The organism is Streptomyces sp. NPDC019443 (genome assembly GCF_044389785.1).
GTDB lineage: Bacteria > Actinomycetota > Actinomycetes > Streptomycetales > Streptomycetaceae > Streptomyces.
The window spans coordinates 1,109,299-1,133,187 of record NZ_JBIRYJ010000001.1; the positions used below are offsets into that span (position 1 = coordinate 1,109,299).

Annotated in this window: 19 protein-coding genes; 2 read left to right on the top strand and 17 right to left on the bottom strand. The window is 69.6% G+C overall.

Annotated features, from left to right (window positions below):
* Positions 1-42: 42 nt before the first annotated feature.
* The 16 genes from ACH492_RS05045 to ACH492_RS05120 form a co-directional block, all read right to left on the bottom strand.
* Entirely contained in the window at positions 43-2,562 is a 2,520-nt protein-coding gene (locus ACH492_RS05045; protein WP_398982810.1) for a putative baseplate assembly protein, read from the bottom strand.
* Positions 2,559-2,924, bottom strand: coding sequence for a GPW/gp25 family protein (locus ACH492_RS05050; protein WP_398982812.1), 366 nt, complete (start codon positions 2,922-2,924; stop codon positions 2,559-2,561). Before ACH492_RS05050 ends, ACH492_RS05045 begins: the two co-directional genes overlap by 4 nt.
* Positions 2,924-3,250: a hypothetical protein gene (locus ACH492_RS05055; RefSeq protein WP_398982814.1), complete on the bottom strand. Its 327-nt coding sequence runs from the start codon at positions 3,248-3,250 to the stop codon at positions 2,924-2,926. The genes ACH492_RS05050 and ACH492_RS05055 overlap by 1 nt, the downstream gene beginning before the upstream one ends.
* On the bottom strand, positions 3,250-3,753 hold the full coding sequence (locus tag ACH492_RS05060; protein WP_398982816.1) for a phage baseplate assembly protein V: 504 nt from the start codon (positions 3,751-3,753) through the stop codon (positions 3,250-3,252). The genes ACH492_RS05055 and ACH492_RS05060 overlap by 1 nt, the downstream gene beginning before the upstream one ends.
* A 34-nt stretch (positions 3,754-3,787) precedes the next feature.
* Positions 3,788-4,897: a phage late control D family protein gene (locus ACH492_RS05065; RefSeq protein ID WP_398982818.1), complete on the bottom strand. Its 1,110-nt coding sequence runs from the start codon at positions 4,895-4,897 to the stop codon at positions 3,788-3,790.
* Entirely contained in the window at positions 4,897-5,193 is a 297-nt protein-coding gene (locus ACH492_RS05070; RefSeq protein WP_398982820.1) for a LysM domain-containing protein, read from the bottom strand. The genes ACH492_RS05065 and ACH492_RS05070 overlap by 1 nt, the downstream gene beginning before the upstream one ends.
* A gap of 10 nt (positions 5,194-5,203) precedes the next feature.
* Complete coding sequence (locus ACH492_RS05075) at positions 5,204-5,869, bottom strand: hypothetical protein (RefSeq protein ID WP_398982822.1); 666 nt, start codon at positions 5,867-5,869, stop codon at positions 5,204-5,206.
* Positions 5,866-6,105, bottom strand: coding sequence for a hypothetical protein (locus ACH492_RS05080; RefSeq protein WP_398982824.1), 240 nt, complete (start codon positions 6,103-6,105; stop codon positions 5,866-5,868). The genes ACH492_RS05075 and ACH492_RS05080 overlap by 4 nt, the downstream gene beginning before the upstream one ends.
* Before the next feature lie 1,026 nt (positions 6,106-7,131).
* Positions 7,132-7,821 (bottom strand): hypothetical protein, encoded by a 690-nt coding sequence (locus tag ACH492_RS05085; protein ID WP_398982826.1) that lies wholly within the window; start codon positions 7,819-7,821, stop codon positions 7,132-7,134.
* A 65-nt stretch (positions 7,822-7,886) separates the two neighbouring features.
* Positions 7,887-8,414, bottom strand: a complete 528-nt coding sequence (locus ACH492_RS05090; protein ID WP_398982828.1) for a phage tail protein — start codon at positions 8,412-8,414, stop codon at positions 7,887-7,889.
* A 10-nt stretch (positions 8,415-8,424) separates the two neighbouring features.
* Positions 8,425-10,056 carry a phage tail sheath family protein gene (locus ACH492_RS05095; protein WP_398982830.1) on the bottom strand — a complete coding sequence of 544 codons (1,632 nt, stop codon included), beginning with the start codon at positions 10,054-10,056 and terminating at the stop codon, positions 8,425-8,427.
* A 105-nt stretch (positions 10,057-10,161) separates the two neighbouring features.
* Positions 10,162-12,243 (bottom strand): DUF4157 domain-containing protein, encoded by a 2,082-nt coding sequence (locus ACH492_RS05100; RefSeq protein ID WP_398982832.1) that lies wholly within the window; start codon positions 12,241-12,243, stop codon positions 10,162-10,164.
* Positions 12,144-14,189: an ATP-binding protein gene (locus ACH492_RS05105; protein WP_398982834.1), complete on the bottom strand. Its 2,046-nt coding sequence runs from the start codon at positions 14,187-14,189 to the stop codon at positions 12,144-12,146. The genes ACH492_RS05100 and ACH492_RS05105 overlap by 100 nt, the downstream gene beginning before the upstream one ends.
* 8 nt (positions 14,190-14,197) lie before the next feature.
* A complete protein-coding gene (locus tag ACH492_RS05110) occupies positions 14,198-15,442 on the bottom strand; it encodes a DUF4255 domain-containing protein (RefSeq protein WP_398982836.1) in 1,245 nt (414 codons plus the stop codon).
* A 108-nt stretch (positions 15,443-15,550) separates the two neighbouring features.
* Positions 15,551-16,270: a BTAD domain-containing putative transcriptional regulator gene (locus ACH492_RS05115; RefSeq protein WP_398982838.1), complete on the bottom strand. Its 720-nt coding sequence runs from the start codon at positions 16,268-16,270 to the stop codon at positions 15,551-15,553.
* An 87-nt stretch (positions 16,271-16,357) separates the two neighbouring features.
* Positions 16,358-17,107 carry a hypothetical protein gene (locus tag ACH492_RS05120; RefSeq protein WP_398982840.1) on the bottom strand — a complete coding sequence of 250 codons (750 nt, stop codon included), beginning with the start codon at positions 17,105-17,107 and terminating at the stop codon, positions 16,358-16,360.
* 210 nt (positions 17,108-17,317) lie between these two features.
* Between ACH492_RS05120 and ACH492_RS05125 the strand changes: the two genes are divergently transcribed.
* Positions 17,318-20,152, top strand: a complete 2,835-nt coding sequence (locus tag ACH492_RS05125; RefSeq protein WP_398982842.1) for an AAA family ATPase — start codon at positions 17,318-17,320, stop codon at positions 20,150-20,152.
* 373 nt (positions 20,153-20,525) lie between these two features.
* On the opposite strand, the gene katG is transcribed toward ACH492_RS05125, so the two are convergent.
* Positions 20,526-22,757: a catalase/peroxidase HPI gene (gene katG / locus ACH492_RS05130; RefSeq protein ID WP_398982844.1), complete on the bottom strand. Its 2,232-nt coding sequence runs from the start codon at positions 22,755-22,757 to the stop codon at positions 20,526-20,528.
* A gap of 374 nt (positions 22,758-23,131) precedes the next feature.
* On the opposite strand from katG, the gene ACH492_RS05135 reads away from it, so the two are divergent.
* Entirely contained in the window at positions 23,132-23,542 is a 411-nt protein-coding gene (locus tag ACH492_RS05135; protein ID WP_398982846.1) for a Fur family transcriptional regulator, read from the top strand.
* The last annotated feature ends 347 nt before the right edge of the window (positions 23,543-23,889 follow it).

Genomic DNA, 23,889 nt, shown 5'->3' on the forward strand with positions numbered 1-23,889 from the left:
AGGTGCCGCAGCCTCCGCAACTTCCGCAACGGCATGGGGCGCTCATCGTCCGCCTCGCAGTATCAGCAGGAGTCGGCCCTGTTCCGGCGCGGCGGGATCGTTGTCGAGCCGGGCGACCTCGCCCGGGCCGATCCGCAGGATGCCGTCGCAGATTTCACCGTTGGGACCGGCGAACAGCCGCTCCAGCTTGGTGACTTCGGCGCTCGCCACGCCTGGCACCGTCAGCGCCGTGGCGGTGAGCCGGCTCACCGCCACGCCCTGCCCGAAGGTCAGGTTGTCCGGATGGAAGAATCCGAGGCGCCCTCCTGGGCGCGCCCGGTTGCCGAGCGCGTCGAGCAGCGCCGCCCGGACCCGCCCCTGGACGAACCCCGGTTCCACGCAGACGCGCAGTTCGACGTCGAGCGGCACATAGGCGGCCGGGGCGACGACGAGATCGTGGCCGATCCGCCGGTAGCGGCGCAGTCGGCGCTCCACCACTCGCAGCAGTTCCTCGTCGGGCTGCGTCAGGCCCAGGGGATCGACGGTGGTGAGCACCTCGTACCAACTGCCCGTCCACCGGAACGCGGCCGCCGCCCGCTGCACCCGCGCGGGGCCCCCGTCGTCACCGCGGGCCGCGAGCGTCGCGTAGTCGTCCGCGGTGATGGCCCGCTCGAGGCGGGTGCGGAAGGCCACCGGCGCAAGGGACTTGACGTCGTCCAGTGTCTCCGGGAGCTGTCCGCCGGAGGCCGGGAGCGGGTTGCCGGGTCTGATGCCCCCGATGTCACCGCGCCCGTCGCGCAGCAGCAACTGCGAGATGGACCCGGCGCCCACATTGCCCGCCGGTCCATTGCCGACCCGGTACTCCGCCACCAGACGAGTGCCCGCTTCCGGACGCCACCCGAGGCGACCGTCCCCGAACCGCAGATGCGCGCGGCCCTCGTTGTCGGTCTCGACGACGAAGTCTCGGGCCGCCGGCCCGCTGTCCATCAGGTCGGGGCGAGGACTCCACCGTCGGCCGCCCGGCGGCACGGCGTCTCCGCGCTGCGCCAGCGTGATCTGCGGTAGCGCGCGGCGGGGATCCTGCACCGCCAGCCGAGAGGCGGGCGCGTCAGGGGCGTACGGCTCGCGGTGGGTGAGCGGGAACTGCCGCAGCGACGGTGTGAACGGCCGTGGCACGGCGGCCGTTTCGGAAGGCCGCCCCTCGCCGTCGCAGCCCATGGGTGTCTCCTCGGCGGCCACCGTGCCGAGCGGCTCCCGGTGGAGCGTCCGGCCGTGGTCGGCCGCGACGACATTGCCCCGGGCCACGCTGATGTCCGTGATGAGCGCGCACTCGGGCGGCTTGCCGACCGCCGACAGAGGCAGCGGAAAGGGCAGGGCGTCCTCCTCGGCCCACTCGATCTCGACGACGGGACAGCCGGGCGGCTCGCAGAGCGGATCCACACCGCTCGCGTCGATGCCGGTGAGCCGGACGGGATGCCGACGGGACCGGTCGGCGTCCTCCGGCCGCCCGGTGCACGGACCCTTCACCTCCTCGAGGATCAGCACATCGCCCACGCGCAGGGCGAGTCGGCGCCCGCGGTCCAGCAGCGTCGCCCTGGTAGCTCCGGCAGGCAGTCGGCAGTCGCGGTTCCCCCAGGTGTGGAAGGAAATGACGTTGTGGGCGCGCCGGACGTCGACGGGATCGTCGCCGAGCGGCTCGAAGACCTCGTATCCGCCGTACGGCAGCTGCTGGAGATCGTCGGGCGTGAGGACGGCGGGAATGCCCTCAGACGGCCGGTGCACGGCGAGGAACTGCAGATGCCTGGGGTTGAGAACCAGGTCGGCGTCCGTCTCCAGGTGCACGAACACACGGGCGTTGCACCCCTCGTGCACGGAGTAGTCGACCAGCTTGGCGTGTCGGCGTACGGAGATGCGCTGCCGGGCGGTCGCGAGGTACGCCTCGGTCGCGACGGAGTCCTGGTAGTAGCTGAGGTGGTCGCCGACATGGGCGAGGAGCTCGGTGAGCACGATCCCGAGGTCGGGGATGTGCCGCTCCCGCCATTCGGGCAGCACGAGTGAGAGCCGGTCCAGGATCAGCCGCCGGAAGCTCGCGTAGTCCTTGGCCAGGTAGTCGATCTCCGGCTCGGGCGGCAGCGGCTCGTCGCAGGACGGCTCGGTCTTGCAGTCCAGACCGCCGAAGGGGCCGTCGAGGCAGTTGACCTCGAAGCTGAACTCCAGCCACGCGTACCGCGGATCGAGCCCGGGCAGCGGCCGGTCGGTGGGCCTGCCCCGGTCGTCGGCCGCGACCAGCCGCAAGGTGTACGTCGAGTAGTAGTCGCCGGGTGCCGTCACGCGGACGATCACGCAGTCGTCCGTGTCGGGGTCCTCCTCGTGGTGGACGCGGACGTCATCGACCTGGACGGCCCGGGCGCCCGGTCGGTGGTCGATGCGTACGGTGCCCTGGTCGATCCCCGCCGGGGCCCTGCCGAGGAGGAAGACGGTCAGGGTGAGCTGATCCTCGCTGACCTCGAGACGGTCGAGCCCGTTGATCCGGGGGTCCGTCCGGCGCCGCTCGTCGCGGCACTCAAGAGGGTGACCGGTCATGGCACACCGCCCTGGACGAGCGTCTCCTGGCGGACCTCGCCACTGGCCCGTACCGCGTACTGAAGGACGACGCGCAGTGCCGCCTCCTCCGCCGTCACTTCCAGCGACCGCACTTCGATGAGGTCGCCCAGCCACTGCTGCAGACCGGCCTGGACCGCGAATTCGAGCGCGGTCGCCAGTTCCGGGCTGTTCGGTTCGAAGACCTTGCGCAGCAACCCGCCGCCGAAGTCCGGGCGGTTGACCCGCTCCCCAGGACTCGTGAACAGGAACTGCTCGATCAGGTCGCGGATGTGGTCCTCGTCCGTGGTGTCCGCGGTACGGCCACGCGCGTCGATGTGGAAGGGGTGGTCGATGTGCCGCATCAGGCCCCCTTGACCCGTTGCTGGGTCGAGATCACGCTCAGCCCCGTCCCGGTCGGGACGCAGGTCGCGGCACTGCCGTCCAGCAGCACCGGCAGGCCCGCGGACTTCACCCGGGTCGCGCCGGAGGTCCACTGCGCCGTGACGCACGGTCCGTTGCCCGCGGTGGGACGCGGTGCCTTGCAGTCGGGCGAGACGCTGTACGACGTCGGCTGGGTGACGAGGGCCTGTCCGGCGACCTTGACGCGCGGGCTGGACGCGGTCGGCTGCGCGCCGCCGGTGTGCGCGCACTGGACGGTGGCGCCGGAGTGCAGCAGGAACCCGGCCATCACGTCACCTCCAGGCCTTCGCCGTTGACGGACACCTTGTTCTCGGTGAGCTGGATCAGGCCCTTCGCCCCGGCGTTGATCTCGATGCCGTTCTTGTCGATGGTGATCTTCAGCCCCTGTGCAGTCTCGATAGTGATACCGGCCGAGTTCGACGAGTCGTCGAGCGTGACGGTCCCTGCCGGCGTCTTCAGTACCTTCTTCTCCGGTGTGGTGGCCGGGAGTTGGTTCTCCGCCCAGAAGCAGCCACTCCATACGGGGTAGTGGGGATCCCCGTGCTCGAACTCGATCCAGACGAGCGCGTCGACCGGAGGAACGAGATAGAGCCCGAGCCCGTTGCCCGCGTACGGCACCGCGGGCAGGGCCCAGGGACTCTTGTCCTCGCCGTACACGTCGACGACCTTGGCGCGGATACGGCCTTGTGGATCGCTCTTGCCGCTCTGGAGGCAGTTGTCCGTGACGACGCCCCGGTACTTGCCGTAGTAGGCGGGCCCGTCCCCGTTCATGGCGTTCCCCCGTTCATGGCCTTCCCCCTCCGGTTCATGAGAGCCTCACCCGGGTGGACAGGGCACCCAGCCCCTCCCGGCTGAGGACGAAGCTCTGCCGGTAGCTGCCCCGCCGGACGAGGTGGCTGACCTCCTGCACGTAGTAGCCGCCGTCATAGCCCCGCCCCGCTCCCCGCACCTCCACCGAACGGCGCGGACGCAGCACCCTCCCGTACCGCACGGCGTCGAGCTCGCCCCGGCCGCTCACGGCGTCGGCCGAGTCGCTCGACGTCGCCAGCGCGCGCAACGCCGCCTGGACCGGGTCGAGATGGGCCACGTCCCGGGCGGTCACCGTGCGCAGTGCGGCGGCCGGCCTCCCGCTGAGTGCGGTCAGCGGGTTGGCGGGCAGCGGAATCGTGATGGTCAGTCCCGTCCGCGGGTCCAGGATCGTGACCTGTGGAGCGGCCGGCCCGGCCGCGTCGAAGTCGAACGTGATCGGGCCGTCGACATTGGCGTCCGGCCCCATGCCCACGGACAGCGGCGGCTGACCGCCCCGGCCGCGCGGCTGCGGCCCCCAGTAGGCGGTGCTCACACCGGGCAGCCGGGTCGGCTCCAGGAAGAAGACGAATCCGTTGCGGCGGGCGAGCCCGCGAACGTAGTCGAGGTCGGTGCCCTGCTGGTTGGGAATCCACTGTGTGTCGGTCGGCCTGTCTTGCGTGGCCGTGACCTCCGGCCGCAGACCGTACCCCGTCACGATCTTTTCGACGATCTCGGAATCGCTCTGCCCCGGATAACTCGCGCTCCGCTCGTCCCGGGCGAGCTCGAAGCTCAGGTCGTCGCCGGTGACGATCAGCCGCGACGCCCCGGGCCGGTCGCTCGGCACCACCTGGTGGTCGGTGACGATGCCGTTGATGAGCACCTCGAAAGAGGCCCCCATGACCACGGCGACACTGACCCGGGCCGGCGGGTCGAAGTACCCGCCCCGCAGCAGGCCGTAGTCGACGACCGAGTCTTTGCCCAGCGCGAACGTCATCCGGAACGCGTCCTGTTGCCGCCCCGAGGCCCAGACCTCCACCGCGATCAGCGCGTCGACGACCTCGTACGGCGCCGGCAGGACGACCGTCGGGCCGAGCAGCAGCTGCATCCGTACGACGGTGTCCACCATCACAGGCCTCCCTGCGGAACCGGTACGACCAGACGCCTCCCGGTCAGGGAGGTCAGTTCGCCGGGCCGCATGGCGCCGTTCGCGTCGCAGACCTGCCAGAACTGCTCCGGGTCGCCGAGGTACCGCGCCGTGATGTTGTCGAGCCGCTCGCCCTGCGCGACCGTGTGTTCCGCCACGACCGCCGCCGGTGGGCCGACCGGGAGGAACCGACGGCGTACGTAGACGGTGTCGCGTCCGTCGGGCAGCGTCAGGTGGGCGATGTCGATGCCGCGGTAGCGGCTGGTCACCGAGAACATGACGAGGCCCCTAGACGATTTTGAGGAAGGGTGCGGAGTTCTGCACGGCACGTGTCCCGTTCGCCGTCGCGCTGATCTCCTTGGCGATCTGGTGGGCGAGGAACAGCGTGTAGCCCGGGTCGGAGCGCTTGAGGTCGGAATAGCTGAGGACGTTGAGCGTCAGGTCGACCTTGGCGAGAAGGGGGTTGAGAGCGGTGTCGTACGCCTCCTCGGTGATCGTGAACCCGGTCAGACGGACGGGCAGCACACGCTGGGGTCCCCAGACGAACACGGTCAGCGGGGCCTGCGGAGGAATGATCTCGGTGAAGCCAAGCTCGGCAAGCACGGTGTTGGCGACCACGGCCGAACTCTTCGGGTAGAGCAGCATCTCGAGCGCCGACAGCGCCGGGGAGATACCGGAGGACGTGGCGAGCGGATCCGCCTTCTCCAGCTGATCCGCCGCGTCGATCTCGACGTTGAGCGTGATCGTCTCCCGCGGCGCCCCGGTCAACCGGAACGGCTCGGCACGTTCACCCGCCTCGTCGCCACCGGTCCCGCGCGTGGAGCGCGCCTCGAGCCGACGTGTCATCCGCTCCGGGTTGTACTGGAAGACGATCACGCTCGCGAGCGGGTTCGCGGGGTCCATGCCCACGAGTGCGCCCTTCAACAGGCGCGGAGAACGGGGGAAGGCGCTCATGGGGCCTCCCCGCGGGTCGCGCGCCGCTGGACGCTCTCGGCGATGCCATGTGCGACGAGGGCCGTGGCTACGTCGGGTGGAAGGGCGGTGCCGAGCGGTCGGGCGAGCCGGGACTCGATCTCTTTGGCCAACTCGGCTTGCTCGGAAGGGCCGTTCGGCAGTCCGTTCAGTACGAGGTGGCGGATACGGAGGTTGATCTCCGGCTCGTTGCCTTCGGGTCCCTTGCTCTCTGGCACGGTCCTCACCTCAGTTCCCTCCGCGTGCGCGACGCCGGTCGAGGTAGTCGGTCATGGTCATTACTGGGAGCGGCCGGTGGGGATGGGGTGGGGGAAGGGAGGCTGCGGGGGGTGTGGGAGCTGGAGTGGGGGGACGCACCTCGACGTGGTCGATGGTGACGTTGATGACGGGGGGTGGGGGTGGTTGTGGTGGGGGAGGGGGCGTCGGCTGGGCGGTGAGGGTGGCGGTGACGGAGGGCGTGATGAGAACGGGGGTGGGGGGCTTTGGGGGCGCCGGGCGGCGGTCTGGAGGCTCGGGGGGCGTCGGATGGTCGGTGGCGGTGGGGTCGGTGGGGTTGGTGGTGGGTGCACGGAGCGGGGCTGTGAAGGCTGGGTGTACGGCCGGCGCGGGCAGGGGCAGGGGCTGGTGTCGGGCGGGCTGGCGCGTGGGCAGCACCGGGATCGTGGGTGTCGAGGCGAGAGCTTCGGTGTGGAGCGGGGATTCCTGGTGCTCCGGCATGGGGAGGGACTTCGTCGCGGGCGGGGAGTGCGGCTCCCGCAGGGACGCCGTCACCGGTAGAGACTCTGGCTCCTGTACGTGAACCTGGACCTGTCCTTGTTCTCTTTCTCGTCCCTGTTCCGGCTCCCAGGAGGGTGAGGGGGGTTCGTCGCCCCCGGGGCCGGGCGTGGGCGGTTCCGGTGTCGGCGGCGAGGGGAGGAGGGTTACCGGCACCGGCTGGGCAGCAGGGACTTCCGTATCCGTCGTACTCGGCCGACCCACGGTCGACTGCACCGGCGGCTGACTCCGTGACCGCAACGCCGGCTGACCCGGTGACCGCAAGAGCGACGGCACAGGTAATGGCAACGGCGGCTGAATCGGCTCTGGGGTGACGGTGCCCGGGCGGCCCTTCGACAGTCCGTCGTCCGGCGGGAGTGGCTCGAACAGGGAGACCACCCGAGGACGTACCAGCCGACCCGGATCAATCACGCGCGCGGCCTGGTGGCTCGCGAAGCCACGCTCAATGCCCGACCCCGACCCCGGCCCGTTCATGAGCCCACCAGATCCAGGTACGCCTGGCGTCGGGGCGCGCTCATGGCGAGGATGTCGCCCTCTCGCCAGCCGTACGCGGCCGCGAGGCGGTGGACCTCGTACAGGGTCCGCCGTGCCCACGCGTCGACCTCGGCCCAGAAGAAGCCGACGATGTCGAAGCCCTGCTGCCAGGTCGCCGCGCAGCCGGGGCAGCGGAGTTCCACCTGTACATCGGCCTGCGGATCGGTGGCGGCGAGCCACTCGTCGACGGCGTCGAGAACCTCGGCGGGCAGGTGGGCGACCGCAACTTCGACTTCGCCCCGATGCGCCCCGAGTACGCAGCGACGCAGGAGTACGTCCCGTGAGGTGCCGAGGTCGGCCTCACCGGTGATGCTCTCGAGGTCCCGGCTGTCGAGGAGACGGAGACGCAGCTCGAATCCGTCGGTGTGCAGAGTGACGGGTCCGTTCACGCGGGGGTCCGTGCCCTGGGACGACGGGTGGGTGATGTCGGTGCCGGAGAAGTCGAGTTCCAGGGACTCGCCGCACGAGGCGCACGTGGCCAGGGCGACCATGCGATCGCCGAACAAGCGGGTGCGCAGGGCGAGGAGGAGGGCGTCACGACGGCCGATGCTCAGCGCGGCGAGCTCGTCGTCGGTCGCCGCGTGCTCCTCCGCCGCGGCGAGCAGGGCCAGGGCCCGCCCTGTCACCGGCCGGGGGCCCCCGCGCTCCCAAGCCCCGAGCAACCGCTGCGAGAACCCTCCGGGACTGTCCATCACGGTCCCGGCTCGGTGAACGACGGCTCGGTGGGCTCGTTGACCTCGTAGTCGCGCTCCCAGCCCTCGTTCTCCAGCTTGAGGTGCTGAATCGCCACGGCGTTGGCGTTCGCGTCGAGGTCGGGCACGGCCTGGAACTCGGAGACCCAGCAGCGGTACACCTTGTAGGCGATCGAGACCTGGCCCGCTTCGTTGAGGATCTCGATGATGATGTCCTTGCGGAAGTCACGCAGGGACACCTCGGCGCCGAGCCCCGATCCGAAGTTCCAGACCTTGTTGGCCCACTGCTCGAACCGCGGGTCGTGCGTGATGCCGCGCTCCAGGGTGATGGCCTCGTACTCCGTACGCCCGGGCGACTTCCGGCTGCTGCTCGGGTCCCCGCCCTCCCGATGCCGCACGACTTCCGTGGTCCGCTTGAACGAACTCACCTTGCTGACGCCCGCGACGTACTGGCCGTCCCACTTGACCCGGAACTTGAAGTTCTTGTACGGGTCGAATCGCCGCTGATTGACGGTGAACTGGGCCATTTCACTTCCCTCACGTCTGAATCTGGCCGGCGATCTGCTGAAGCTTGACGACCACGAACTCGGCCGGCTTCAACGGCGCGAATCCGACGAGGATGTTCACGACACCCCGGTCGATGTCGTTCTGGGTCGTGGTCTGGCTGTCGCACTTCACGAAGTACGCCTTCGCCGGGGTGTTCCCCTGGAACGCGCCCTGCACGAAGAGGTCGTGCATGAATGCGCCGACGTTCAGGCGGATCTGCGCCCAGAGGGGTTCGTCGTTGGGCTCGAAGACCACCCATTGCGTTCCCCGGAAGAGGCTCTCCTCGATGTAGAGGGCCAGTCGTCGTATGGGGATGTACTTCCACTCCGAGGCGAGTTGGTCGTTTCCCTGCAGGGTCCGCGCCCCCCAGATCACGCGACCGGCGGGCGGCCTGTCGCGCAGGCAGTTGACGCCGCGGGGATTGAGCTCACCGTTCTCCTGGTCATTGATCAGAACCGAGAGTTCGGGCACGCCGACCAGCGTTGCCTCGAGCCCCGCGGGCGCCTTCCACACGCCTCGCTGGGTGTCCGTACGGGCGAAGATGCCCGCGACCGCGCCGCAGGGCACGAAGTCGGCCAACTGGCCGCCGCGCAGCGGATGGGGCTGCCGCAGACGTGGGAAGAACAACGCCGCGTTCTTGCTGCTCGTGCCGACCTTGGTCACGTCGTCCCGCGCCTTGTCCTTGGTATTCCACGTGGAGGGCGGATCGACCAGGAGCATCGCGCGGCGGCGCTCGCAGTACTGGGCCGCGACCGCGACCAGGTCGGTGTCGACATCGTCGGTGGCTGTGTAGCCCGGGATGCACAGCAGGTTGAAGAGGTCGGTTTTCGCGAAGGCGTAAAGCCCCTTCTTGGCGTTCTCGAAACCGTCTCCGGTGAAGCTGTTCTGATCCAGCGTGTCGCCGTCGCTCCCCTTGTCGGCGTCGGCCGCACCGACACCCACGGACCGAGGATCGGTGTTGGACGCGAACGGCGGCTTCGCCAGCGCCGCCTTGGCAGGCTTGTTCACCGCCTCGTCAGCGTCGGCGGCTTTCGTCTTGAGATCCGCGTCGCTCTCTTTGGGGATGCTGTCCGGCAGCGGTTCGACGACGCGCGCCAGCACCGAGCCGTTCTCCAGCGCGCGGTCCACCCTGACCGGGCTCTCCTTGACAGTGACATTGCGGAAGATTTCCTGGACGCCGGTCGCCATGTCCTGAAGCGTCAGATTGAACAGGTCCGCTTTGGCCAACCCATAGCCCTTGGCCACATCCTCGGACACGTCGTGGTCGACGCGGGCCCGCAACGAGTTCCCCCAAGAGCCTTCGTACGCCGCCTCCAGCTTGAACACGTCGGGCAGCGTCAACTGGGCCTTCTTGGCGCCCTTGTGCACCCGGACGATGACCGCCTGGCTCCCTCCATTGAGGAAGAAGTCACGCACGGCGAACCCGAGCGAGCTCTTCCCCCAGAGCCCCCCGTAGATCCGCTCGAAGTCCCCGAACCCATTGATCGTCCGCGGATCGTCCATGGGCCCACGCGGAGCCCTCCCAATGAACGCGGTGATCGACGTCGCCACACCGACGATGGTCCGGACTCCGCTGGGGATCTCCTCTACGTAGACCCCGGGATACGTCAGCGCACTGGGCACAGTGGGTACTCCTCTCTGTGGTACTCCACACTGAGGACGATGGTTTCCGCGCCGCATCACTCGCCCGTCACTCCATCGTCACCAGCCCTGGATGCTCGAGTCGGTTCAGAGTTTTCGGATCACGGCCACATTCTCCGGAGGCACCCATCGGACCATCCCGAAGTTGGGATATCTATCCAATTGTCTGTGATTGTCGTGTATCGCTGGAGCAGCTGAAAATGCTGTCGCGGTCGACTCGTTGGCCGGGAATGCGCAAGTTGCTGCGGCATCCCCTGGAACGATTGGGTCGAGATTGACTACAGGAATTAGTTCCCCTGTGGCAGCCGTTCGATCCTCTATCGGAATGGAAACGTCGTTCAAACTGCCTGCGAAGAATTGAATCGTACTCGGTACGCGGAGCAGGAAGAATCTCAGTACTGCCTCTCGATGTGAACTCAGTTTGGTTATACCTTCGTCATCGAACCCTGTGAGCCCGCCCCAATTTACATCCTGAAAAGTGGGTGTTCCAGCAGTGAAGGTAGCCAATGCGAACTTACCGAACGGCGTACGGTATGACGAAACCTCCGCCGATTGCAGCGGGGGAATCCACAATTCCTCAGTGATGACCTCTCGGCCGGGGGTCGTGTCGCGCAATCGGTCGTCCTCACGCCATTGGATGCGTGCTTCATCCAGAGTTATCCCGGATCCCACCTCGATGTGCGTCAACCCCATAGGGGGGACCAGCGGGCTGTCCGCCATGGGCTGGAATCGTGCGAAGAACAACACGAGCAGGACGCCGTGCGACGGAGACTGGCGCTGTATCGCTGCGATGCGTGGCTGTAGCCGATCGAGAGCCGCCTGTACGCGGCCTGCCTCTATGGCGTCATTGATCGCGTTGAGTGCCCAATTTAGTCCTTGCAGGGCGACGACTGCCCCTTGCGCCATGGCGGTTCCTCGCGGTGACGGCCCAGAGACCACCCGCGGAGACATGTCGGGTGAGCCCACCAAGGCCCGGGTGGCGCCTTGTCCCGCGCGAGGCCCTGTCGCGTCCGTAAAGCGTCCTTGAGCCGGGGGCGTCGACTTTGGCGTGGCTGTGGACACCCCGCCCTCGGCTGACGACAAGGGTCCGCCGCTGGTCCCGTCGGAGCCGTTTCCTGTCCCGCCGGGTCTGCGGATGGCCCCGGACACCGAGATCTCAATGGGGGCAAGTCCCATGAGTTGTCGAGCGACACGATAGTCCTTGGCCCCTGTGCCCCCGGGCCCGAGCGCACTCTCGGCGGCGACCTTCACTCCGAAACGCTGCTCCACTGCCTTTCCGTTGCGGGTGAACACCTTGTCGACACTCCAGATTTCCCCGCCACCGGCCCGCGCTGCCGCCACGAGTTGCAGGTCGCGCTCCGAGGTGACCGCTCGGGGGCTATCGTTCTCGAGTCGTCGGTCCACACGTTGCGATAGCGGCGGGTAGGAGGCCTCCACGCGCAGGCCCTGCTGTACGAGCTCTTCGATCATCAACCTGTTGGCCACGGCTGTCCGAGGGAGATCGGGCTGTTCCACCAATTCGCGATATGTCCATCTCGAGAGTCGCACGTCAGCCGTGGACAGGAGGCCTTTCAAGGTTTTTGCTACATTTTCGTTTCCTCGCTTCAACTCCTCCTCTATGAGGTTTCCATCGAGATAGATCGCCCTTGCCGTTGGCGTGCGAATTTCGATTCCCTGGTCCCCTTGTTGAGACTGAAGGTGAATTCGATGTGAAGCATTGTGGGTTATCTGCAGTGGAATTTCGTCGTGTACTCGATCGGCATTGTTCGCTGCTTCACTCTCCAGTGGATCGCTCGGTGGGGCGACCTCTGGATCTGTCTGACCTGGATGTGCTTGGATTGTGTGCGTGAGCTCATGCGCCAGGACTCTGTTTCCCGCGGGTGTGGATGGGGCGAACTTGCCGTCGCCGAAGACAATGTGGTTTCCGACGGTGAACGCAGCCGCGCCGATGGACCTGGCGGATGCCGCGGCCGTCGCATCCGTGTGCACTTGCACGTGACTGAAATCCCAGGCAAAACGCTGAGACATCCGGTGACGATCCGCCGAGGGCAGCGGTTCACCTGGTTTCGTCAGTGCTTCTCGGATCGGCCCGGGGAATCGATGAAGTCGACTCGATGGCGTTGACCGCCCGACTGCGGGTTCATAGAGTCGTCGTCCGGTCGCATCCATTCCCGCACCTCCGTGTCGGTGAGGACCTTTTCGAGTTTGGCGTATTCAGCACGAGCAGCTGCCAGCACATGGTGCATCCCCACGCGCAGGTCATCCTCGGCGGCCAGGAAAGCCGCCGACAACGCGATGTTGGCGATGGATCCACCAGTGACGGTGAGGGACGCCAGTCGCTCGGGGACCAGGCCGTCGACCGGGGTGCTGTCGGGGAACGCCCGGCGCCAGATCGCCGCCCGCAACTCCTCGTCCGGGAACGGGAAGTGGACGATGAAGCGGAGGCGGCGGAGGAAGGCAGGGTCGAGGGAGTCCTTGAGGTTGGTGGTGAGGATGGCTATGCCGCGGTAGGTCTCCATGCGTTGGAGGAGGTAGCTGACCTCGATGTTGGCGTAGCGGTCGTGGCTGTCCTTGACCTCGCTGCGCTTGCCGAAGAGGGCGTCGGCCTCGTCGAAGAGGAGGACGGCGCCGCCGGCTTCCGCGGCGTCGAAGACCGAGCGGAGGTTCTTCTCGGTCTCGCCGATGTACTTGCTGACGACCTGGCTGAGGTCGATGCGGTAGAGGTCGAGGTCCAGGTCGGCGGCCAGCACCTCCGCGGCAAGGGTCTTGCCGGTTCCGCTCGGACCGGCGAAGAGCGCGCTCGTGCCGAGACCGCGGCCGCCGCGCTCGGCGAACCCCCAGTCGTGGAGGACGCGCAGGCGGTGGCGTGCGTGTGCCGAGAGTTGGCGCAGGGCCTCGGTCTGGGGTGCGGGGAGGACCAGGTCGTCCCACGTGGCCTGTGGTGGGATGCGCTGCGTGAGGGCGTCCAGCGTCGGGCGGGCCTGGGCGGCGCAGGCCTCCCACAACTGGCGACCCGCCGCTTCGGTGGGGAGACGGGGGTCCACCTCCTCGGCAGCGGCCCGCATCGCCTCGACGCCGAGGTCGAACTGGCCGATCACTCGCTCGAGTCGGCTGTTGAGACGTAGCGCCGTGCCGGTGCCCAGGGCGTGGGTCCAGGCGTCCCGCGCGTCGGAGGGAGACAGCCGGGGGACCGGGATCCCGATCCCGTGGGGACGGGAGTCGGGCCCGCATAGCGGCTCGCGGGCCAGCAGGATGAGCGGGGCGTCCGTGCCGGCGGCGAAGTCGAGGGCGGACGCCGCCTGTTCGGGTTCGTCGACGTCCAGTAGCCAGGCCACCGCGCCGAGGACCGTCTCCCGCTCGCAGAGCCGGGCGAGCAGTTCGCGTTCGGTGGGTGTGGTGGGCAGGCCCGTGGTCCGCATGCGCACCGGGTGCAGGCCCGCCCTCGTGCACGCGGTGGCGGCGACCGCCAGCAGGTTGGAGCGCTGCGGGCCGTACAACTGGACGTGCGGGTGCGTGTCCGGGGCCGACCAGAGCGACGCCAGTCTGCCGGCCGTTTCCCCCAGGGCGGCCGGCAGAGCTTCGGGGGCCGGAACCGGCCGGACCAGCGGGGTCAGCCGCGGGTCCAGGTAGGCGAGGCCGGCGAGGGCGTGCAGCACCCGCTCGTCGATACGCAGCGGGCTCGTGGTCGGCACCTCCGGGTGGACGAGGTCGACCAGGTGCCAGCGACGCAGCGGCGCGGCCGGGGTCAGCGCACTCCAGTGGGCGTCCGGCAGCGCTCCCAGCGCCAGACCGAACGTCGCGTACCGGCGTACCGGATCACCATGGGCGGTCGCGCACGCGGCGGCCACCGCGGAGTCCAGTTCCACCCCGGCACACAGCAGGAGCACGTCCCGCTCGAAGCCGGACAGCGCGAGGGCCGAAGCGATGCGGTCGAGGGCGGACGGCATCGGCATCGCGTTCCGAGAGGCGACGCGCTCCTCCTCCAGCCGGAGCAGGTCCTCGTCCTTGCCCCCGTCCCCTTCCTCGGGCGACGTCCGCACGATGTGCTTCAGCACGCCCAGCGAGGCCGACACATAGCGCTGATTGGCCTCGGTCCAGCTCTCGGTGGTGCTCATCGACGCGGTCATGGCACGGTGACTCGCGGCTTGTCGTAAATTCCCTTATCGACCGTCAGGAGGCTTTCCACGCCGTCCACTTGGACGCGTAGGAGATAGTCGCCCGCTTCGAGGTCCGCCTTCCGGACGGTGACGGACGCGTCGGAGTCCTCCGGATTCTCTCCGCGGTAGGGCACCGCGAATGTATGCGCGCGTGGGGACGCGGGCCCGTGACCGTTGAGCAGGACGACGACCCGCTGGCGGTGGCCGACCTTCGGCAGGAGCGGCACCGTGAGGTCCACGGTCCCGCCCGCTCCGGGCGCGGTCGTCACGGTTCCCGGTCCGACGACCGGTCGTACGACGACGGGCACGACGTTGGATTCGACCGCACGCGGGTGAAGGATCTGCAGCCCGTGCACACCGGCGCGCACGGCGGCGGGCAGCGTGAACGTGAGGCTGGTGTCCGTCAGTTGGCCCCCGTCCGGGACCTTGTCCTCGACGCCGCCGACCCGGAAGCGGATGACCGAACTCCGCAAGCCTGTCCCCTCGACGCGGAGGGTCGTACCCGCGGTGATCGGGTCGTCCGCCCCGGAGTCGGCGATGACACGGGCGATCTGCGGAGCGCGCCCCAGTGGGGCGACGTCGATGGCGTGGGTACGCACCGGGAGTACGGCATGGCGGGGTATGTCGCTCGTCAGCAGGACGACGCTGCCCTGATAGGCCACCGAGAGCCGGTAGGGGACTTCGAAGAACGTCGACCAGAGCTTGGACAGTTCCTCGAGGTTGAGCGGGAGCATGGTGAAGCGGACCACGTCCACCTGGTCGGCGAGGTCGGCGAACCGCAGGTACGTCTGTGGCACGGGAGCCGCCAGCGCGTGCGCGATGGCCTCGCGTACGACCTGTCGGCTGAGCACGGGCCGCGCGTTGAGGATGCTGACCGCGGTGCCCAGCAGCCGCTGGGGTTCGAGCTCGGCGTCGTTGCCGGAGAAGGACAGCAAATAGTGTAAATCCAGGGCCTGCTGAGGGGACGTCAGAGCCGTGCCGTCCGACCGTCGTGTCGGCAGGTCGTCGCCGCGCCAGGCCGCGTTGGGCGTCACCTGGTACAGGAATACGTTGATGCCGCGGGCGTCGGCGCCCGTGGCTCCGTCCATGTCCGGCCGTAACGTCGAGACTTTGACGTTGGGCACCTCGCCGGGCCCCTGGGCCGCGAGCGCCTCACCGAGCACATGAGCGAGCGTGGCGGTGACCGCGGCCACGGCCAGGGCGTTGCTCATGACGGATTGCCCCTTTCGCATCGCTTCGCCGATGGGACGCCATCAGCGTCATCGGGCCGCGTCACCCGCTCGTCACCACCCTGATGGGCCCGGGCGCAACCGCCGCCCTCAGGCCGCCAGCGCCTGCCGCAGCATCGCGAAGAACTGACCCGACGGCTCGATCCCCAGCTCCGTCCGCAGGAGTCCTCGGAACGCCTTGTAGTGCCGCAGAGCTTCGGCGAGGTTGTGCTCGGCGAGATGCACCGCCACGACGGCTCGGTGCGCGCTCTCACGCAGCGGTTCCATGCGTACGCTCTCCAGGGCCGCTTCGAGAGCCAGCGCGTGCTGGCCGCGCGCCACGAGGTCCTCGGCCACACTCTCCAGGGCGTGCAGCCGCAGCTGGCGCAGCCGTTCGCGTTCCAGCAGGACCCAGTCCTCGTCCCAGCCGGGCAGCAGATCGCCGCTCAGGAACGAGCCGAGCGGCGGGTCACCGCCGTCCGCGTCCGTCGTCCCGGTGCCGCCCGTCGCCCCCGTCGAACCCACCACGCGCAGTGCCGACTCGCTCATCGCGCGGACGTCGACGCTCACCGTGTCCGCCAGCGAGAGGGTGTCCCGGTCGCACTGGACGACAGGTGGCCGTTCGCGATGCAGCTTCCACAGCGTCGTACGCAGACTCCCGAGTGCGTGCTGTTCGGTGGCCTCGGGCCAGAGAGTCCCGGCCAGGACGCTGCGGGTCGCGTGCTGCCGCAGGCCGAGGTAGGCGAGCAGCCGCTGCCCGCCCGCGGAGACGTCGGCGACCTCGCCGCCGTACTCGAGGCGGAAACGCCCCAGCAGGCGCAGAGTCGTCATGGCGGAAGCACCGTCCCCTCGTCGTGTGCAGACAGGTCCGGGTACCAGCGGACCTCGTTCGACCCGCCGTCGGCTTCCGGGAAACCCCTACGGTGTCGCGGTGAGGAGTTCGAGGACGCGTCTGGTCTTGGACCCCTGCTCGCAGCCCGCCGGGTCGACGCCGCGGCGGCGCAGACCGCTCTCCAGGGCGAGTTGGGCTATCTCCGCCCCTTGGCGGTCGACGCGGCGGGAGAGTTCGACGAGGTCCAGGCGTGCCCCCGACACCGTGGTCACCACCCAGCGCTCGACCGCGAGCGGCATGTGGGACCACATGAGGGCGGGCCACGAGAGCGCGTCCACCGGGCCGAGGGCCGTCACCTGGCCGAACGGCACGGGACGGTCCGCGCAGTCGGCGAGGAACGCCCGCTGGGCGGCGGTGAACAACTGGTCCGGCGGACCGCCTCCGGCCAGGGCGCGTGCCACCGCACCTGCAGGGTGCCGGGCCGTGACCGAGACGGAGAGCCTGCGTCGGTCGCCGGACCAGTCGGACGCGAAGTCCAGCCGCTCGTCGCCGGTGTCCCGCCGCGCGGACCAGTCGGCGGTCAGCCGGGACTGACGGCACGGGCGCAGCCGTACGGTCGTCTCGTCGGGCCGCGTCCGCGTCTCGCGCAGGCGCAGGATGACGCCGGAGTCCAGCAGCGGCAGCCGGGCGGGGGAGGCTCCGGACTGCTCGCAGAACCAGATCCGCCGGGCCTGTCCCTGCCCGATGACCGCATCCCAGATCCCCGCCCCACGCGCCTGCTCCGGGGACACGGTCACCTTGAGTTCGACAACGTCCCTCGGGTCTTGAGCAACCACTGCGACGCCTCCTACGCAGAGCACGCACCTTCCGACAGATGACCGCCCGCTCGTGCCGCCGCGCATCGGGGAACTCCCCAACTTCCGTGCCGGACAAGGGGATCCGCCGGATGGCGTAGTGCGGGATGAACGGTTCCCGGTGACCGTCGCGGGGGAGCATGCTGGTCGGGCGGCGCGGGGCCGCGGCGGTGGCGCGCATACGGGGGAATCATGAACGAGCCGACGCTGCGAGGTGCTGTCCGCAAGGGGCGGGTCGCGGGTGACGACGGGCTGCGGGTGCCGGTCGGGCGCGACCGGGAGTGCGCGCTGCTGGACGGACTGCTGGAGTCGCTGCCCGACCGGGGAGCCGCGCTGCTGCTGCGGGGTGACCCCGGCATCGGGAAGAGCACCCTGCTCGACTATGCCGCCCGGCGGGCGGGGAGCAGGGTCCTGCGGGCGCGCGGCGTCGAGTCGGAGGCGGTGCTGCCCTGCACCGTGCTCGCTGACCTGCTGCTTCCGCTGCGGTCGCACTTCGCCGAACTGCCGCCGACCCAGCGCAGGGCGCTGGAAACGTGCTTCGCGCTGGTGGAGGCCGATGAGCCCAATCCGTACGCGGTGTGTGCCGGCACGCTGGGTCTGCTGGCCGCCGCCGGCGACAGCGAGCCGCTCGTGCTGCTCGTGGACGACCTGCACTGGTCGGACCCCTCGTCGCGGCGGGCCCTGCAGTTCGTCGCCCGCCGCCTCGCCACCGAGCGAGTGGCCCTGGTGATGGCCACGCGACCGGGGCCCGACGACGACGTCACCTGGGAGGGCGTGCCCCAACTCACCATCGCGCCGCTGGAGGAGGACGACTGCCGCCGCCTGCTGGAGCGCGGCGGAGTGGACCCCGCGGAGCCCGCGGTACCCCGTCTCGTCCGGCTGAGTATGGGAAATCCGCTGGTCCTGGTGGAGTACGCGGCGGCGCTCGTGGAGGCCAGGAAGCGCGGTGACGAGCTGTCGGACACGGCCTGGGAGACGCCGGGGCCGCTGGTCGAACGGGCCTGGTGGGGGCGGATGCGGGCGCTGTCCCGTGAGACGCGCACGGCGCTCGTGTACGTCGCGGCCTGCCACACCGCCGAACTTGCCGTGCTGGAGCGGGCGTTGACCGCGGACGGGCTGTCGCTCGACACCCTCGACGAGGCCGAGGAGAGCGGACTGATCCATGACCTGGGCAGTGGCTACGAACTGAGGCATCCGGTTCTCAGGCCCCTCGTGTTCAGGCACTGCTCGGTCGCTCAACGGCTGTGCGTGTACCGGACGTTGGCCGATGTCTCGTCCGGGGAGATGCGGACCTGGTACCTCGCCTCCGCCGCTGCCGGCCCGGACGAGACCGTGGCCGCGGCACTGGCGGACGCCGCCGAGCGATCCCGTCGCCGCGGCGCACTCGGTGCGGCGGCGCACGCCTGGCATCGCTCCGCCGATCTGTCGCCCTCGGTCGCGGACCGGGCGGAGCGGCTGCTCAACGCCGCGCGGGACGCCTTCTACGGCGGCGCGTCGCACGACGCCGTCGACTGGTGCGAGCAGGCGCTGCGCTGGAGCGAGGACGCACGGCTGACAGCCGACATCGAACTGCTGCGCGGTCAGGCCTGCGGCTGGCTCGGCGACCCGGGCCGGGCCCACCGGGCCCTGGTTGCGGCGGCCGAGGCGGTGGAACCGGTGGACCGCTCCCGGGCCTGTGCGCTGTACGGGGCGGCCACCATGCCCGCGGCGATGGATGGTCGCATCACCTGGGCGGCCGACACTTCGGCGCGATCCGCGGGCCTGGCCGACCTTCTCGAGGCGGAAGCCGGTCCGGGACCGGGCACGATGCCGGCCCGGCACCTCGCCAATGTGATGCGAGGCTGTGCGCAGGCACTCGTCGGGAACGTGTCCGAGGCGCGCGGGCTGCTGCTGGCCGGACAGGCGGGCCTGCACGGCGACTGGCCCTTGGAAGAAGGGCAGTTGGCCGTGCAGATCGGCCAGGGCCTTGCCTGGGTGGACGAGAAGGAGGCGGCGACGGGTGTGCTCGACGCGGTGATCGACAGGGCCAGGCGCGACGGGGTTCCCGCCCTGTTGCCGTACGCCCTGGTCGGCCGGTGCGAGGTGACGTCGTGGAGCCGCTGGCCGATGGCCCGGGCCGCGGGGACCGAGGCCCTGCGCTGGGCCCAGGAACTCGGGCACCGGGCGATGACCGGCTACGCCCTGCTTCTCATGGCGCGGCTCGACGGGTTACGGGGCGACCGGGCGGGCTGCGAGGACCGTATTACGGCCTACGAGCGGCACTGCGGCAAGGTGCGCGGGCTGGAAGTCTTCGTCCAGGCGGCGCTGGGCTCGGCGGCGCTCACCGGAGGAGAACCGGAGGCGGCTGCCGGGCACCTCGAACGGGCCCTGTCACTCGCGAACGAGACAGGGCTCGGCAACCCCAACCTGATGCCGTTCCTGACCGAACTGGCCGAGGCGCACATCCGCACCGGAGACCGGGACGGCGCGGCCCGGCTCGCCGACTGGATCGAGGGCCGGGCCCGGTCCACGGGACTCGCCTGGCCGACGGCCGCCCATGCGCACTGCCGAATCATGCTGTCCGAATCCGCGGACGAGGCACAGGCTTGGCTCAGGACCGCGGAACACGTCCATGCGCGAGAGGAGATGACCTTCGAGCTCGCGCGGACCCAGCTGGTGTGCGGAGAGCTGCTGCGCCGCTTCCGGCGGCCGACGGCGGCCCGTGGGCTGCTCCTCGCCGCCCAGTTGGCCTTCGCCGGCCTCGGCGCGGCGCCCTGGCGGTCCCGTGCCGCCGTGGAACTCGCCGCTGCCGGACACCGAGCCGCCGACACGCGGGCACCGGTGTCGCAGATCGACCGGCTCACCGCCCAGGAACTCCAGGTGGCGCTGGCTATCGGAGACGGGCTGAGCAATGGCGAGGCCGCCGCCGCCCTGTTCGTGTCGCGCAAGACCGTGGAGGCCCATCTGACTCGCGTCTACCGGAAACTCGGTGTGCGCTCGCGGTCCGAACTGGCCCGCTACCTGGTGCGAGCCGACGTGGTGCGCTGACGCGACAGGCGCCTTGGTGCGGACCGCGCCCAGCAGGAGAATGTCACGCGAGCAGTCCCCGCAGGCTCGGGCCACGCAGTGCGTCGGGAAGCGCTCGTCCGATCTCTTGGGATCCACGGGCTGTGGGCGCGCCCGTCGCCCCGAAACCGGGGCTCGATCGGCAAGGCTGCCAAGCTGGGTATGGGCCTGGCCGCTTGAGCGGCGGCGCGCTGTGACGCCGTCCGGAGGCCGGCTCACCGCGCGGGCACGCTCACCGGCTCGCCCCTGCACCGACCGCGACCCTCCCGACGTCGCGCTGGAGGCGGACGGTGCCGAGATCCTTCGGGCTGAGGACGTCCAGGTCGGCCGGCGCGGGCCGACCTGGACGTCATGATCAGACGAGGTCGAACCGGTCGAGGTTCATCACCTTGTCCCACGCCGCGACGAAGTCGTTCACGAACTTCTCCTTCGCGTCATCGCTCGCGTAGACCTCCGCAAGCGCGCGCAGCTCGGAGTTCGACCCGAAGACGAGGTCGGCACGGCTGCCGGTCCACTTGACCTCGCCCGTGGCGGCGTCGCGACCCTCGAACGTGCTCGCGTCCTCGGACGTCGCCTTCCACGTCGTACCCAGGTCGAGCAGGTTGGCGAAGAAGTCGTTGGTCAGGGACCCGGGGGTCGTGGTGAAGACGCCGAGCGACGAGTCCTGGTAGTTCGCGCCCAGGACACGGAGGCCACCGACGAGGACCGTCAGCTCGGGGGCGCTCAGGTTCAGCAGGTTCGCCCGGTCGGTCAGCAGGTACTCGGCCGGCAGCCGGTTGCCCTTCCCGAGGTAGTTGCGGAACCCGTCGGCGGTCGGCTCGAGCGCGGCGAACGACTCCACGTCCGTCTGCTCCTGCGACGCGTCCACGCGGCCCGGCGTGAAGGGGACCTCGACGTCGAAGCCGGCGTCCTTGGCGGCCTTCTCGACGCCGGCAGTACCGGCGAGGACGATCAGGTCGGCCAGCGAGATCTGCTTGCCGCCGGACTGGGCCGCGTTGAAGGACTCCTGGACGCCCTCCAGCGTGCGCAGCACCGTCGCCAGCTGGTCGGGCTCGTTGACCTCCCACCCGCTCTGCGGCTGGAGGCGGACGCGCGCGCCGTTGGCGCCGCCGCGCTTGTCGCTGCCGCGGAAGGACGAAGCCGACGCCCACGCGGTGGACACGAGCTGGGACACCGACAGACCCGAGGCCAGGATCTGGCCCTTGAGGGAGGCGATGTCCGCCGCGTCGACGAGCTCGTGCGTCACCGCGGGCAGGGGGTCCTGCCACAGCAGCGTCTCGGACGGGACCTCGGGGCCGAGGTAGCGCACGACCGGGCCCATGTCACGGTGGGTCAGCTTGAACCACGCGCGGGCGAAGGCGTCCGCGAACTCGGCGGGATTCTCCAGGAAGCGCCGCGAGATCTGCTCGTAGGCCGGGTCGAACCGGAGCGAGAGGTCGGTCGTCAGCATCGTCGGGGCGTGGCTCTTCGACGCGTCGTGGGCGTCGGGGACGGTGCCTGCCCCGGCGCCGTCCTTCGGGCGCCACTGGTTCGCACCGGCGGGGCTCTGGAACAGCTCCCATTCGTGGCCGAACAGGATCTCGAAGAAACTGTTGTCCCACGTGATCGGGGTGTTCGTCCAGATACCCTCGAGACCGCTGGTGATCGTGTCGCCACCCTTGCCGGTGCCGTAGGCGTTCTTCCAGCCGAGGCCCTGCTCCTCGATCGAGGCGGCCTCGGGGTCGGCGCCCACGTTGTCCGCAGGGCCCGCACCGTGGGTCTTGCCGAAGGTGTGACCGCCCGCGATCAGGGCGACCGTCTCCTCGTCGTTCATCGCCATCCGGCGGAACGTCTCACGGATGTCGCGGGCCGCGGCGAGCGGGTCCGGGTTGCCGTTCGGGCCCTCCGGGTTGACGTAGATGAGGCCCATCTGGACCGCGCCGAGGGGGTTCTCCAGCTCCCGGTCGCCGGTGTAGCGCTCGTCGCCGAGCCACGTGCTCTCGGGACCCCAGTAGACGTCCTCGTCGGGCTCCCAGACGTCCGCACGACCGCCGCCGAAGCCGAAGGTCTCGAAGCCCATCGACTCCAGGGCGACGTTGCCCGCGAGGATCATGAGGTCGGCCCACGAGAGACTCTGGCCGTACTTCTTCTTGACCGGCCACAGCAGGCGGCGGGCCTTGTCGAGGTTCCCGTTGTCCGGCCAGCTGTTGAGGGGGGCGAAGCGCTGCTGGCCGGCCCCGGCGCCGCCGCGGCCGTCGCTGATCCGGTAGGTGCCCGCGCTGTGCCAAGCCATCCGGATCATGAACGGGCCGTAGTGGCCGAAGTCGGCAGGCCACCAGTCCTGCGAGGTCGTCAGCACCCCCGCGATGTCCTGCTTCACGGCCGTGAGGTCGAGGGTCTTGAACGCCTCGGCGTAGTCGAACTCCTCGCCGAGGGGGTTGGCCACGGCGGGGTTCTTGGCGAGGATCTTCAGATTGAGCCGCTCCGGCCACCACTGGCGGTTTCCGCCGCCCTGAGTCGGGTGCGGGGCGCGCCCGTGCGCGACCGGGCAGCCACCTCCGCCCTCCGTCTTCGCGTCTACGACGATTGCATCATGGTTCTCAGACATGGGAATCCTTCCGGACTGGGCGGATCACGTTGCTCAGGAACTGCGGCGGTGGAGCAGTCGGGGCACAGGCCCCGGTAGGTGACCTCGGCCTCGTCGGTGGAGAAGCCGTGGTCGTCGGACACGGTCAGGCAGGGGCCTCGCCGACCGCTCAGTCGACGTCGGCGACGAAACGGAGCGTCCCTCGAACCGGGCCTGGCTGCCAGCCGGTTCGAGGCGGCGTACTGGAGTCTTCCTGTCCCTTGGCTATCGTCGGAACCGATCCTACAATGGACAGAGTCCAGGTCAACAAGCACGCCAAACTCGTATTCAATCGGAACCCGGACGTGCACCGGTAAACTTCGGGTATCCCGCCGAACCTGAATAGGTGAACCGATATGAGTGACTTGCTTGCGCGACTGCGAGGGCGTGGCTGGCGGATGACCTCCCAGCGGCGTGTCGTTGCGGAGGTCCTCGACGGCGAGCACGTGCATCTCACGGCCGACGAGGTGCACGCCCGCGCGGCACAGCGGCTGCCCGAGATCTCCCGCGCGACCGTCTACAACGCCCTGGGTGAACTGGTCTCCCTCGGTGAGGTCATAGAGGTCTCCACCGACGGCCGTGCCAAGCGCTACGACCCCAACGCACACCACCAGCACCAGCACCTGGTGTGCTCCAACTGCGGCATCATCCGCGATGTCCACCCGACCGGCAATCCGCTGGCCGGCCTCCCGGCCGAGGAAGGGTTCGGCTTCACGGTGTCCGAGGTCGAGGTCACTTACCGCGGGCTCTGCCCATCCTGCGCCTAGGCCGTGTCCGCAGAGTCCCGAGCCTCGCCATTCGGGACGGAGCAGGCCGTCGAGCAGTGCTGATGGCCTTGAACTGCGTGACCGTCGCCTCGATGGGAAGCTCGGTGTGGCGGTTGATGCCCTCGTGCAGCGCGAGCAGTAGCAGGCTCGATGGGCGTGACGTGTCGGACGGTGCGGAAGGCGGTGGACTCGCCCTGGCCGGAGCCGCGCAAGAAGCTCCCGCCCCGGGGCCACCGCCCTGGACTGTGCCGACGCCTGCTCCGACCGGCGTGACGTAGCTCCCGCCGGTGGGAGATCGACGCCGCCGCTGCTGATCGGTACCGTCCACGGGAACAGCGGATGCCGAT